The sequence below is a fragment of the Flavobacterium sp. UBA6135 genome, from assembly GCF_002428305.1.
Taxonomy (GTDB): Bacteria; Bacteroidota; Bacteroidia; order Flavobacteriales; family Flavobacteriaceae; genus Flavobacterium.
Genome location: NZ_DIVJ01000023.1, coordinates 115,502 through 129,756 on the forward strand (window position 1 = coordinate 115,502; position 14,255 = coordinate 129,756).

General features: G+C 33.6%; 9 protein-coding genes. 7 read left to right on the plus strand and 2 right to left on the minus strand.

The features are described from left to right. Nucleotides 1-42: 42 nt before the first annotated feature. The 4 genes from B3L86_RS06380 to B3L86_RS06395 all read left to right on the plus strand — a co-directional run bounded on the left by B3L86_RS06380 (nt 43) and on the right by B3L86_RS06395 (nt 8,334). A complete protein-coding gene (locus B3L86_RS06380) occupies nt 43-2,346 on the plus strand; it encodes a glycoside hydrolase family 65 protein (protein WP_291116519.1) in 2,304 nt (767 codons plus the stop codon). A 76-nt stretch (nt 2,347-2,422) separates the two neighbouring features. Continuing rightward, nucleotides 2,423-4,285 carry a glycoside hydrolase family 13 protein gene (locus B3L86_RS06385; protein ID WP_291116522.1) on the plus strand — a complete coding sequence of 621 codons (1,863 nt, stop codon included), beginning with the start codon at nt 2,423-2,425 and terminating at the stop codon, nt 4,283-4,285. 3 nt (nt 4,286-4,288) lie between these two features. Further along, nucleotides 4,289-6,688, plus strand: coding sequence for a TIM-barrel domain-containing protein (locus B3L86_RS06390; RefSeq protein WP_291116525.1), 2,400 nt, complete (start codon nt 4,289-4,291; stop codon nt 6,686-6,688). Then, nucleotides 6,685-8,334 carry an alpha-amylase family glycosyl hydrolase gene (locus tag B3L86_RS06395; protein ID WP_291116528.1) on the plus strand — a complete coding sequence of 550 codons (1,650 nt, stop codon included), beginning with the start codon at nt 6,685-6,687 and terminating at the stop codon, nt 8,332-8,334. The genes B3L86_RS06390 and B3L86_RS06395 overlap by 4 nt, the downstream gene beginning before the upstream one ends. A gap of 55 nt (nt 8,335-8,389) precedes the next feature. On the opposite strand, the gene B3L86_RS06400 is transcribed toward B3L86_RS06395, so the two are convergent. Next, nucleotides 8,390-8,689, minus strand: coding sequence for a helix-turn-helix domain-containing protein (locus tag B3L86_RS06400; RefSeq protein ID WP_291116531.1), 300 nt, complete (start codon nt 8,687-8,689; stop codon nt 8,390-8,392). Between the two features lie 2 nt (nt 8,690-8,691). Next, a complete protein-coding gene (locus tag B3L86_RS06405) occupies nt 8,692-9,030 on the minus strand; it encodes a type II toxin-antitoxin system RelE/ParE family toxin (protein ID WP_291116533.1) in 339 nt (112 codons plus the stop codon). Between the two features lie 190 nt (nt 9,031-9,220). Between B3L86_RS06405 and B3L86_RS06410 the strand changes: the two genes are divergently transcribed. The 3 genes from B3L86_RS06410 (at nt 9,221) to B3L86_RS06420 (ending at nt 14,042) form a co-directional block, all read left to right on the plus strand. Further along, nucleotides 9,221-9,775, plus strand: a complete 555-nt coding sequence (locus tag B3L86_RS06410; protein ID WP_291116536.1) for a hypothetical protein — start codon at nt 9,221-9,223, stop codon at nt 9,773-9,775. 107 nt (nt 9,776-9,882) lie between these two features. Next, a complete protein-coding gene (locus B3L86_RS06415; protein WP_291116540.1) occupies nt 9,883-10,206 on the plus strand; it encodes a hypothetical protein in 324 nt (107 codons plus the stop codon). Between the two features lie 122 nt (nt 10,207-10,328). Then, complete coding sequence (locus B3L86_RS06420; RefSeq protein WP_291116543.1) at nt 10,329-14,042, plus strand: BamA/TamA family outer membrane protein; 3,714 nt, start codon at nt 10,329-10,331, stop codon at nt 14,040-14,042. The last annotated feature ends 213 nt before the right edge of the window (nt 14,043-14,255 follow it).

A 14,255-nucleotide genomic window follows, 5' to 3' on the forward strand; every position in this document is an offset into this window, starting at 1 on the left:
AAAACTTGAAACGTTAAACTTGAAACTTTTAAACTAAAATTAATGAACCAAGATTATATCATACCAGATAACTGGTCGATTATTGAAGAAGGATTTGAACAAGACCTGGTTAAGTCTTCCGAAAGTTTGTTCAGCATTGGAAACGGTGCGATGGGACAACGTGCAAATTTTGAAGAATATTATTCCGGAAAAACCTTCCAAGGAAGTTATATTGCCGGAATTTATTATCCAGATAAAACAAAAGTGGGTTGGTGGAAAAACGGTTATCCCGAATATTTTGCCAAAGTGCTTAATGCTCCAAATTGGATTGGTATTAACATCGAAATTAACGGTGAAAATTTGGATTTAGCCAATTGTGCAGCAGTGAAAATTTTCCGTAGAGAGTTGAATATGAAAGAGGGTTGGTATCATCGTTCTTTTACAGCAACCCTTCAAAACGGAACTGAAATTGAAGTACAAGTGCGTCGTTTTCTTTCATTGGATTTAGATGAAGTGGGTGTAATTAATTATCAAATTACCGCTTTAAATCAGGATGCGAAAATTGTTTTCAAACCGTATATTGATGCTGGTGTTCACAACGAAGATGCCAACTGGGAAGAAAAATTTTGGGAACCATTACATGTAAAAAATAATGGAAACGAAGCTTTTGTAACAGCAAGAACTTTCAAAACGCATTTTACCGCAACTACATTCATGCACAATACGATTTTGGTGGGTGGAAAAAATGTAAATGTTTCTCCATCGAATGTTGTCGCACCACATGATAAAATTGAATTTTCGTATGAAGTTTCAGTTGCCCAAAATCAATCGGCTACCATTCAAAAAATAGGTGGTTACACCGTTTCAATGAACCATGAAAATACGGAAGAAGCGGCTAAAAAAGTTGTATCTGAAGCAATTTCCATCGGTTACAACCAATTATTAGAAGACCAAATCAAGGCTTGGGCAAAAATTTGGGAAATGAGTGATATAACCATAGATGGTGATGTGAAAGCTCAACAAGGAATTCGTTTCAATATTTTTCAATTAAACCAAACGTATTTAGGAAAAGATTCTCGTTTAAATATTGGTCCGAAAGGATTTACCGGAGAAAAATACGGCGGATCAACCTATTGGGATACAGAAGCGTATTGTATTCCTTTCTATATGGCCACCAAAGATCAACAAGTTGCTAGAAATCTATTGACGTATCGTTACAATCAATTGGACAAAGCAATTGAAAATGCCGAAAAGTTAGGTTTTAAAAACGGTGCGGCTTTGTATCCGATGGTGACGATGAACGGTGAAGAATGTCACAATGAATGGGAAATTACGTTTGAAGAAATTCACCGTAACGGAGCCATTGCTTTTGCTATATTTAATTATTACCGATTCACAGGAGATTACAGCTATATTCCTGAAAAAGGTTTGGAAGTTTTAATCGGAATTGCTCGTTTTTGGCACCAAAGAGCCACCTACTCTACCTATCGAAATCAGTATGTAATTTTAGGTGTAACAGGTCCAAATGAATATGAAAATAACGTAAACAATAATTTTTACACCAATTATATTGCCAAGTGGTGTATTGATTATACGGTAGAACAAATTCAAAAAATTGAAAAAGAATATTCTTCAGATTATACTAGAATTTTAAATAAAGTAAAACTTTCTGTAGCTGAAATTAACCATTGGAAAGAAGTTGCCGATAATATGTATTTTCCTTTTTCGGAAGAACACGACGTTTATTTGCAGCAAGATGGTTTCTTAGATAAAGAATTAGTAAAAGTTTCTGATTTAGATAAAAGTCAGCGACCGATTAATCAAAAATGGTCATGGGATCGAATTTTACGTTCGCCTTACATCAAACAAGCTGATACGTTACAAGGGTTTTATTTCTTTGAAGATCATTTCAGTAAAGAACAATTAGAGAAACATTTCGATTTTTATGAACCATTTACCGTTCACGAAAGTTCACTTTCGCCTTGCGTTCACTCGATTCAAGCGGCTGTTTTGGATAGAATGGAACAAGCTTATACTTTCTATCTTCGAACTTCCCGTTTGGATTTAGATGATTATAACAAAGAAGTACACGAAGGTTTACACATCACGTCGATGGCCGGAACTTGGATGAGTATTGTAGAAGGTTTTGGTGGAATGCGAGTGAAAAATGAAACCTTACATTTTGAACCAAAAATTCCAACACAATGGAAAGGCTATTCGTTTAAAATTAATTTCAGAAATCAAATTTTAAAAGTTTCTGTTCAATCTAATGAAACGAAGTTTTCTCTGGAAGGAAATAAACCAATTACTGTTTTTGTAAAAGGAAAAGAAATCTTGGTGGAACCGAATAGTTTGGTTACCGTTTAATAAATTCTCGCAAAGACGCTAAGTCGCAAAGATTTACTTAGCGTCTCTGCGACTTTGCGAGATAAAACAATCAATTATGAAAAAAATTTCATTACTACTGTTTTGTCTCGCATTTTCATTTTTATCCGCTCAAGTCAATCGAATTGAACCCACAAACTGGTGGACAGGATTCAAAAATGAAAATCTGCAATTGCTCGTGCATCATCCAAACATCGGAAATGCCACTCCAAAAATTTCCTACGATGGTGTTTCAATTATCAAAGTTCACAAAGCTAAAAGTCTGAACTACTTATTTATCGATTTAAAAATTGATAAATCCACTAAACCCGGAAAATTCAATATCATTTTTGAATCGGAAAAAGGAAAAAAAATCACACAATCGTACGAATTAAAACCGAAATCTAAACCTTCAGTAGATTTTATCGGTTTCAATAGTTCTGATGCCATTTACCTCATCACGCCAGACCGTTTTGCCAACGGAAATGAAGCGAATGATGTTGTGAAAACTATGCAAGAAACTACATTAGACAGAACCCACGATTACAAACGTCACGGTGGTGATATTCAAGGAATTACAAATCATATTGATTATATTAAAAATTTAGGATTTACTGCTATTTGGCCAACTCCGGTTTTGACGAATGATATGAAAAGTGGTTCGTACCACGGCTATGCAATGACCGATTTTTATCAAGTAGATCCTCGATTCGGAACCTTAGCGGATTACAAAAATCTATCCAAAAAATTGCATCAAAATGGTATGAAACTCATTATGGATCAAGTTGCGAATCATTGCGGTAGCGAACATTGGTGGATGAAAGATTTACCATTTGGCGATTGGGTTAATTATCAGGAATTATTTGAAAAAGAAAAAAAATACGTCACTTCCAATCACCGAAGAACAAGCAATCAAGATTTGTATGCTTCCGAAAAAGACAAAAAAGAAATGGCCGATGGTTGGTTTGTTCCAACCATGCCCGATTTGAATCAACGCAATCCTTTTTTAGCAAAATACATCATTCAAAACAGCATTTGGTGGATTGAAACCTTGCATTTAGGAGGAATTCGTCAAGACACTTATCCTTACCCTGACAAAGTTTTTATGTCAAATTGGGCTGGCGAAATCATGAATGAATATCCCAATTTTAATATTGTTGGCGAAGAATGGAGTTCGAATCCGTTGCTGATTGGTTATTGGCAAAAAGGTGCAAATAATAAAGACGGTTATGAATCGAACTTGCGTTCGACGATGGATTTTGCCATGCAAACCCTCATTCCGCAAGCCATCAAAGAAACAGAAAGTTGGGACAAAGGTTTGGCGAAAATTTACGATGGTTTAGCCAACGATTTTCATTATGCTTCGCCAAAAGACATTATGATTTTTCCGGATAATCACGATATGGATCGCATTTTTACACAAATGGAGGAAAATGTTGAAAATACTAAAATGGCTTTGGCAACCTATTTGGTTTTACCAAGAATTCCACAGTTGTATTATGGAACAGAAATCCTAATGCAAAACACTGCCAAACCAGGTGATCACGGCTTAATTAGAACTGATTTTCCCGGTGGATGGAAAGGTGATAAAGTAAATGCTTTTATAGGCGAAGGACTTTCTGCTGAACAAAAAGATATGCAAAGCTATTTGACTAAAATTTTAAATTACCGAAAAGACAGCAAAGCCATACACGACGGTAAAACCATTCATTTTGCTCCGAATAATGGCGTTTATACCTTATTTAGAATGTTGAATGATGAAATTGTTATTTTAATTTTAAATAAAAACGAATCCACAAAAGTTGATCTTTCCACCTATAAAGAATTAGGTTTTGAAGGTAAAAAAATGAAGAACATTGTAACCGGAGAAGAAATTATTTGGGATAAAGAATTGACTTTAAACAAAAAAGGAGCCTATCTTTTTACGACAAAAATGAATTAAAGAATGAAAAAACTCTTTTTACTATTATTTCTTTCAACTATTGGATTTGCTCAAAATGCAAATCGGAAATACATTTCGCATCAATTAAATGAAAACGTTTTGGAAGTAAAAACTTCCGATGGCACGTATTTCATTCAATCTTATACTGATAAAATCATTGAAACTTCTTTCGTTCCAAACGGAGAAAAATTCAATCCAAATTCGCACGCTGTTGTTTTAAAACCAAATAGTAATGGTTTTGAATTTAAACAATCAACGGACTATTTAGAAATTAAAACCAATGATTTAGAAGTTCAAATTGTAAAATCACCTTTTAAAATTTCGTATTACAAAAAAGGTGAATTACTACTTTCTGAAAAATTAGGTTACTTCAAACGCAAACACGAACCCCTTGAAAAAGTGAAAGGAAATATCGTTTATGATTCCACTGAAGTAATTCAATTCAATATCAATTCAACCGAAAAACTATATGGTGGTGGAGCAAGAGTTTTAGGGATGAACCGTCGCGGCAACCGTCTAGCACTTTACAACAGAGCCGATTATGGTTATGAAACTCGTTCAGAATTGATGAATTTTACCATTCCAATAGTCATTTCTTCGCAAAAATATATGGTTCATTTTGACAATGCTCCCATAGGTTATTTGGATTTGGATAGTAAAAAAGAAAATGTTTTAGAATACGAAACCATTTCCGGCAGAAAAACCTATCAAGTGATTGCGGGCGATTCGTGGGAAGATTTAATTTATAATTACACCGAATTAACCGGAAGACAACCGTTACCTCCTCGTTGGGCTTTGGGTAATTTCTCCTCACGTTTTGGCTATCATTCTGAAGCGGAAGCCAGAAGAACTATCAAGAAATTTCAAGATGAAAATATTCCGGTAGATGCAATTATTTTAGATTTGTATTGGTTTGGAAAAGAATTGCAAGGTACAATGGGGAATTTAGAAATATATCGCGACAGTTTCCCTACGTTTGAAAAAATGGTGGCAGACTTCAATAAAATGGGTATCAAAACCATTCCGATTACAGAACCTTTTATTTTAACAACTTCCAAAAAATGGCAAGAAGCTGTGGATAAAAAAATCTTAGCTACCGACACGAAAGGAAATCCTTTTACGTATGATTTTTATTTTGGAAACACCGGTATCATTGACATTTTTAAACCATCCGGTAAAAAATGGTTTTGGAACATTTACCAAGAACTAGCCAACAAAGGTGTGAGTGGTGTTTGGGGAGATTTAGGTGAACCCGAAGTTTTTCCGGCCGCTGCACAAACCTTTGGAGGAACTGCAGATGAAGTGCATAATATTTACGGACACAATTGGGCAAAATTGGTTTTTGAAGGTTATCGCAACGATTTTCCAACGCAAAGACCTTTTATTTTGATGCGTTCCGGCTATTCGGGTTCGCAACGATATGGCATGATTCCGTGGAGTGGCGATGTGAATCGAACTTGGGGAGGATTATCAGGTCAAGTGGAGATTTCATTACAAATGGGAATGCAAGGTTTGGCCTATATGCATTCTGATTTAGGCGGATTTGCAGGAGCGAATTTAGATGACGAATTATATGTTCGTTGGCTTCAATATGGTGTTTTCAATCCGATATTTCGTCCGCACGCACAATCGGATGTGGCTTCGGAGCCGATTTTTAGAAGTGATTGGGCGAAAAATTTAGCGAAACAAGCGATTGAATTACGTTATTCAATGCTTCCATACAATTATAGTTTGGCTTTTGAAAATTCGCAAACCGGTATTCCATTGATGCGTCCGCTGTTTTTTGAAGAACCGGAAAATGAAACACTATTGACTAAATCAGACGGTTATTTGTGGGGAAAAGATTATCTGGTTTATCCGATTATGGAAGCAAATCAGCAATCAAAAGAAGTATATTTTCCTAAAAATAGTAATTGGACGGAAACTAATTCCACAAAAAAATATAGTGGCGGTTCAACAGAAAAAATAAATGTTGTTACGTCTCACATTCCAACATTTGTACGAAACGGTGTTTTGATTCCATGGACAAAAACAGTTCAAACCACTCAAAATTATGACAATTCCAACTTAAATTTTCAACTTTATTTTGATGAAAAAGTAACATCAAGCGAACGTCAATTCTATTTTGATGAAGGAAATAATTCATCTGAAAATAATCCAGAATTGCTTACTTGCGAAACAGAAATTTCCAAAGAAGTACTTTTGATTTCGATGGAAAGTAATTCATCAAAATCAAGTTCTAAATCTGGTTCCTATTTAATTTATCATATTAACAGCAAACCAAAATCTGTAAAAATAAATGATAAAAAAATAAAATTTATTTACAATAAAGAGTATGATATCTTATTGTTTAATTATACCCATAACAGTAACAAAACAACTATAAAAATTAAATTAAAATGAAACAATTCTTTTCCACATTAATCTTATGTTGTATGATTGTAGGATGTTCACCAAAAAAAGAAACCGTTCAAGTAGAAACACCTTTTGTTTGGGAAGGTGCCAATTTGTACTTCCTACTTATAGACCGATTTAACAACGGAAATCCTGAAAATGACTCAATCATTCGAAGAGATAAAGAAACCGGCGTTCTCCGTAATTTTATGGGTGGCGATATCAAAGGAGTTACGCAAAAAATTGAAGAAGGTTATTTTACCGATTTGGGAATTAATGCCATTTGGATGACACCTGTCGTAGAACAAATTCACGGATCAGTGGATGAAGGAACCGGAAATTCGTATGGTTTCCACGGTTATTGGACCAAAGATTGGACAGCGATCGACCCAAGTTTTGGATCAAAAGATGACTTGAAAGAATTAGTTGAAAAAGCTCACGCCAAAGGAATCAGAATTGTATTGGATGCAGTAATTAATCATACTGGACCAGTTACTGAATTAGATCCCGTTTGGCCGGAAAGTTGGGTGCGAACCGGTCCAAAATGTTCGTATGATACCTATAAAAATTACATTGATTGTACGTTGGTAGAAAACCTTCCGGACATTAAAACTGAAAGCAATGAAGATGTCGAATTGCCACCGGCTTTGATAGAAAAATGGAAAAAAGAAGGCCGTTACGATCAAGAAGTAGCCGAGTTAGATGAATTTTTCAAAAGAACAGGTTATCCAAGAGCACCGAAATACTACATTATGAAATGGTTGTCCGATTACATCACCGATTATGGAATTGATGGTTATCGGGTAGATACCGTGAAACATACCACCGAAGATGTTTGGGCTGATTTTGAAAAAGTGTGTAAAGACGCTTTTGCACAATACAAAAAAAACAATCCTGATAAGGTTTTAGATGATAATGATTTTTACCTACTTGGTGAAGTCTATGGTTATGGATTAAACGGCAAACGCAACTATGATTTTGGCGACAAAAAAGTAGATTATTTTGCTCACGGATTTGACAACCTCATCAATTTTGATTTTAAAGGTGATGCCAATAAAAGGTATGAAGAAATTTTTTCAAACTATTCAAACGCCTTACAATCTGATTTAAAAGGAGTAAGCATCACTAATTATGTAAGTTCTCACGACGACGGTTGGCCGTTTGATAAAAAAAGAGAAAAAGCCTTTGATGCAGGAACTAAATTATTATTAACACCCGGAATTTCGCAAGTGTATTATGGTGATGAAACCGCTCGTTCATTAGAAATTGAAGGAACCGAAGGCGATGCAACCTTACGTTCGTTTATGAACTGGGAAGACATCAAAACCAATGCAAACACTAAAAACGTATTGACGCATTTTCAAAAAATAGGTCAGTTTAGAAAAAACCATCCTGCGGTTGGAGCGGGAGTTCATGAAGAAATTTCGAAAGCACCTTTTTATACATTTAGCAGAACTTTTACCAAAGGTGAATTTACCGATAAAGTGGTGATTGGTTTGGAATTACCGTTTGGTAAAAAAGAAATCAATGTCTCAACCATTTTTGAAGATGGCACAGAAGTTCACGATGCTTTTTCCGGTATTTCAACTAATGTAAAAGATGGAAAAGTGATAATTGATAGTCAGATGGGAATTGTTTTGTTGGAGAAGAAATAAGAGTTGATTAAATTATAAATAATAAAGCCTATCAAAAAAATGATAGGCTTTACTTTTATAAAAATGTTAATCCAATTCTTCTATTGAGACCGACTTCAAAAATTCGGATTAAAGTAGAAAGTTGAATATTGCCTCTACCATTTTCCAATCTTGAAATATAACTTTTTTTTGTTCCAGTTTTTTCTGCTAATTGTTCTTGAGTAAGATTTGCATCTTTTCTTGCTTCTTTAAGCATTTCACTAATGATAAACATCTGTGAATTTTCTTCATATTGGTTTCTGGTTTCAGTTCCAATTTTTCCGTGTTCTGCTTCAATTAGTTCATCGAAAGATTTTATGTTTTCGTACTTTTTCATTTTTATTCTTTTTTCTGTTGAAAATATTCGTTCATTAATTTCAATGCCTTTTCAATTTCTCCTTTTGGTGTCTTTTGATCTTTTTTCTGAAAACCGTTGAATAAAATTACCAACTTACCTTCATCAAAACAACAAAATATCCTGTAAATGTTAGACTGATATTCTATTCTAATTTCATAAAGACCATCTGTTCCGGTTAAATGTTTTAAGAATTTTTCTGGAACTCTTTCCACTTGCTTAACTAATTCAAGTACATATTGTATTTTAACTTTTACCTTTTCATCTTGCTGTTGGTAAAAGTCAATAAAATGGTGTTTATGAAAGATAATTTTTCTTTGCATCACGCAAAGTTATCTTAAAAGTTAACATATTACAAATTTATTTTAATTTTTATTGGAAAGCAAATAGAATCAATGTTTCCACAAATTTTATTATTTTAGTCAAGTTTATATCCCGCAAAATCGGAAACGTTTGCATAAAATTTTTCAGTTAATAAAAATTTAAATAGAATCAGGAATTAAAAAAATAATTATGAAAAATTTAATGATGTATTTATATTTTTTCTTTCTATTGGGATGCGGTGGTTCCGATATAGATAAAAAGACAAATGAAAACATTAATAATATAGTTGAAAACGAAAGGGTCATCATGACTTTTGAGATTTATAAAAATGACATGAAATTCATGAGTGAAAAGTATAACATTGAATATAATAAAACAGAGATTGAAGATGTTACAAAAATTAAGCTTTTTTATGAAATGTGTGTAAATGACATTCATTTAGAACTAAAAAACAGTTTAATTTTAAAAGAAAGAGAAAAGGTTTTGTCAAAATGGATAGATAATAGAAATTATAACCCCAAGTTCCATTTTGTATTTGAAAACGAAAAAGAAATTTTTCCTAGTTTAAGTTTTTTTAAAGCAATGGATTTTTATAAAAGTGATGATTTAAGGATTTACTTAAATGCATTTAAAAAAGAAATTATTAAAATGTATGAATCAGGACAAAATCCTTCTATTATTCCTTGCTTAGAAAATGAAGGTTATTCAAATTGGAAAATTTGGGAAACAGATTCTTTTAGATGAGATTCGAATAAAGTGATGTTGAATAGATATATTGCAGAGAAAATTACATGAAAAAAAAATTATTTTTACTAACAATGTTTCTTTTATTTAGTTGTAATCAAAAAAAAATGAATCCAACCAATAAACGGTTATTGACTTTTAAATCAAGCTATTTGGCAGAAAGTGATGGTGAAAAATATGATTCAATTTTAAAGAAAAAAAAACTAAATAAACTTGAAATCAACTATCTCAATGATATCATTTATGCGAGTTATATAACAGAAGTAAATGCATGTAGCGGTAGTAATGGAAATATCGAAATAAAAAATGATACTATTATTTTAAAAACATTTTCAAATTCTAATGAAGTTTGTACTTCAACTATCTTGGTCAGGAATACCTATATAATCAACAACTTTAAAGAAGAAAAATATATCATCATTTTAGAATAAATACTTTTTTAAACCTTTCAAGCGTTTATGAACATATAAAGTTTATAAACGCTTGTTTATTTGTACATGAATCAAACGGCATTATTCCTATATTTGAAAACCTCAAAAAAAGATTTCACTTCATGAAAGTAATACAAAATAAAATGACTTCAAGAACGGTTAGGCAGTTCATTCTATTTTTACTTTTCGTTGGTTTGATTACAAGTTGCACCAGTTACAAAACCCAAATGGGAAGCCAAGCAACCTCTTTTTTTAATAACCAATCACTTGACACCACTTCCATTGTATATTCCGTTTTTCTGACCGGGAATGCAGCAAATACATTAAACGATGGAGCCAGTCCGATGCTTACTAATTTTAAAAAAAGGTTGGAAGCCGCTTCAACAAAGAGTAGTCTTCTTTTTTTAGGAGATAACATTTTTCCGCTAGATGGTTTTGGTGAAAATCGTAGGTTAGCTGAAGAAAAAATCACCAAACAACTCGATTTAACCGAAAAATTTAAAGGAAATGTGTACTTCATTCCCGGTGAAAAAGATTGGGGAAATGGCGTGGTGAATTTAACTGCTCAAGAAAATTTTATAAATAATTACAAGAAAAAAACCAGTCAACTTATCCCAAAAAACGCATGTGGTATTGCTTTTATATCATTAAGTAATGACGTTGAATTAGTGGCCATCAACTCCCAATGGTTTATGGAAGATTGGGACAAACACACCGAAATCAACAGCGGTTGCCCCATCAAAACCAGAGAGCAATTTTTTGAAGAATTGGATGATTTTTTACAACAAAATCCACAAAAAACCATTCTTTTAGCCACACACCATCCGTTAATGAGTAACGGCATTTATGGTGGTCATTATTCTTTACAGCAACAAATTTTTCCACTAGAAAAAAACATTCCGTTGCCTGTTGTTGGAAGTTTTTACAACCTTTTTAGAAAAGCCAGTGGTACCAATCCGCAAGATTTACAAAACATAAACTACAAAGAAATGAATGACCGAATGAAATCGATTGTTCAAAAATATCAAAATGTAATAGTAGTTTCGGGACACGAGCAAAATTTACAATACATCAATAAAGATGGTATTCAGCAAATAATTAGCGGTTCCGGTGCTCATTTTACCGAAGCGAGAGCGGTTAATCCAAAAGATTTTAGTTACGGCGGAAATGGTTATGCTGTTGTTGACATTTATGCTAACGGAGCTTCAACAGTTTCTTATTACACCACTTCCAATCGAAAAGAAGTGTTGCTTTTCAAACAAAAAATCAGCGAACCCGAATCGGAGGAACAACATCGCAATTATCCTAAACAATTTGACAGTGAAATCAAGCGATCTGTTTTTGGAAAATCGGTCAGCAGAAAAAGTGATGTCTATCAATTTCTTTGGGGAAAACATTATAAAAAGTATTACAAACAAAACATTGCTATTCAAACCGCTACACTAGACACGTTGTTTGGCGGATTAAAACCTCTAGGGTTGGACACAGAACATGCCACAAATTCTCTTTTGCTTGTTGATAAAAACGGTAAAGAATTTGTCATGACACCACTTGAAAAAGATGCCAATTCCTTTTTTAAATCCATCGCCTATAAAAATGACACTTCAAAAAATCAAGCAACAAATGCCTTATCCGAAGATTTTTTGAGAGATTATTTCACCACTATTCATCCGTTTACACCCTTGGTAATTCCAACCTTGTCTAAAGCTATTCAAGTAAGTGCTTCGCAACCCGGTTTGTATTATATTCCGAATCAAAACCTCCTTGGAAAATACAATACGGATTTTGGAGGAGCATTGTATTATGTTTCACCCAAAACAAATGCCACCCAAAAAAGTAACCCGAACTTTGGCAAACCAACTTCAATTATTGATACCGACGAAATGTTGCATTTGATTCGAACCAACAAAAATCACAAGCTGGATAAGGAAAATTATATCAGAGCCCGACTTTTAGACATGCTTATTGGCGATTGGGACAGACAAGCTAAAAACTGGCGTTGGGGTGTTTATCAAGAAAACAACAACGTGATATACCGCCCAATTCCAATCAATCGTGATCAGGCTTTTGCCAAATATGACGGAGCGTTTATACGATTATTAAAAACTATTCCGGCTATGGGACAGATGCATTCGTATTCCTACAATCATTCCAATCCAAAAAAATTTAACGAACAAGCCTATGCGTTAGATTTGGCTTTGCTTTCGTCTGTAGATGAGAAATTATGGGTGGAACAGGCCAAATTTATACAAGAAAACTTGACCAATAACATCATCAACAAAGCCTTTTTGAAATTGCCCTATGAATTGCAGGATGAAACCACTACCAAATTAAAGCTCAACTTGCGAAACCGAATAAAAAAATTGCCGCAAACCGCTCAACACTATCAGAAGATTTTAGATAAAAAAGTGTTGGTTGTGGGAACGATGGAAAATGATGTATTTGTCATCAACCGATTATCGGGCGGAAGAACCACTGTTGTGGTGTATAACGGAAAAAAAATACCTGCCAATATTATTTTTGAACGCACGTTTTATAAAAATCAAACCAAAGAAATTTGGCTTTTTGGTTTAGAAGGCAAAGATGAATTTAGCATGGAAGGAAACGAATCTAAAGCCATAAAAATAAGATTGATAGGCGGATTAAGTCAGGATTCTTATTTGGTTGAAGACGGCAAGAAAGTCAAAATTCACGATTTTACTTCTAATGCTTCTACAATTTTAGCAGATGGCAAAACAACTGTTTTACTTTCAAACAATTACGAAACAAACACCTATAACTACAAACGTCCAAAATTCAACACTTTTTCGGTGGTGCCTTTACTTGGTTTCAATCCGGATGATGGCATTAGAACAGGTTTGGGATTTGACTTTACACAAAAAGGGTTTTTGGGCAACCCCTATTCCCAAAAACACCGCTTGCAAACCAATTACTATTTTGCCACACAAGGTTATGATTTAGCATATAGTGGATTGGTTAAAAAAGCTTTTGGCGACTATGATTTTGTGATAGATGCTTCAGCAACAAGTTCTAATTTTGTTATGAATTTCTTTGGCTTTGGAAACGAAACAAGTAATGATAACAACAATGATTTTGACTATAATCGTGTTCGAATTGCTTCGTATAAAGTCAATCCCGGTTTGGTTTGGACAAAAAGCAAAGCAACCACTCTTACCGCGAAAGCTCATTTTGAAGCGTATCAAGTAGAAAATACTGCAGACCGTTTTATATCTGAAACTCCTATAAATTCAAGAGTTTTTAACTTTCAATCTTTTGCAGGAGCCGGATTGACCTATCAGTTTAAAAATTATGACAATGCTTTCGTTCCGTCTTTAGGAATGGGATTTAATGCCAATGGGAAATGGATTATGAATATTTCTGATTTTTCCCGACATGTTCCAACGGTTGAAGCAGCCTTAAATTTGGTTTACAAATTAACCCCCAACAAAGAATGGATTTTTGAAACCACATTAAAAGGAAAATCTATTTTTAGTGATGATTTTGAATTTTATCAAGCCGCTTCTTTGGGTGGTGATGAAGATTTACGCGGATTTAGAGACAATCGTTTTTCAGGTAAATCGGCCTTTTTTCAAAGTTCTGATTTGCGGTATTTTATTGGTCAAATAAAAAATCCGTTTGCACCTATAAATTATGGAGCTTTTATTGGTTTTGATTACGGAAGAGTTTGGTTTCCTGCTGAAAACTCAGATAAGTGGCATCAATCTTCCGGTTTCGGTTTGTGGTTGAATAGTAGTAATGTTGTGGCTGCAAAGTTATCTTATTTTCATGCTACAGATGGAGGTCGGATTGCGTTTGGGATGAAGTTTAATTTTTAGGTTTTAATTTTACAACATCTGAATTTAAATTAAAAAAGAACACCGATTGTTATAATTGGAGAAATTGAAATAATCAGTTTTTAATTTTTAAAATTTCTTGAATTTCCTAAATCTGTGTTCAAAAAATTAATATTCCCTTCATAATCAAAAATGCTTTCTTTAAAATTGATTTTCCATCTTTGTAAAAATCCTTTCCCATGAAACCAAATTGTT

Excerpts from the sequence above, each read along its gene's own strand:
- B3L86_RS06380 (WP_291116519.1), top strand. The coding sequence starts at position 43 with ATGAACCAAGATTATATCATACCAGATAACTGGTCGATTATTGAAGAA.
- B3L86_RS06385 (WP_291116522.1), top strand. The coding sequence starts at position 2,423 with ATGAAAAAAATTTCATTACTACTGTTTTGTCTCGCATTTTCATTTTTA.
- B3L86_RS06390 (WP_291116525.1), top strand. The coding sequence starts at position 4,289 with ATGAAAAAACTCTTTTTACTATTATTTCTTTCAACTATTGGATTTGCT.
- B3L86_RS06395 (WP_291116528.1), top strand. The coding sequence starts at position 6,685 with ATGAAACAATTCTTTTCCACATTAATCTTATGTTGTATGATTGTAGGA.
- B3L86_RS06400 (WP_291116531.1), bottom strand. The coding sequence starts at position 8,689 with ATGAAAAAGTACGAAAACATAAAATCTTTCGATGAACTAATTGAAGCA.
- B3L86_RS06405 (WP_291116533.1), bottom strand. The coding sequence starts at position 9,030 with ATGCAAAGAAAAATTATCTTTCATAAACACCATTTTATTGACTTTTAC.
- B3L86_RS06410 (WP_291116536.1), top strand. The coding sequence starts at position 9,221 with ATGAAAAATTTAATGATGTATTTATATTTTTTCTTTCTATTGGGATGC.
- B3L86_RS06415 (WP_291116540.1), top strand. The coding sequence starts at position 9,883 with ATGAATCCAACCAATAAACGGTTATTGACTTTTAAATCAAGCTATTTG.
- B3L86_RS06420 (WP_291116543.1), top strand. The coding sequence starts at position 10,329 with ATGAAAGTAATACAAAATAAAATGACTTCAAGAACGGTTAGGCAGTTC.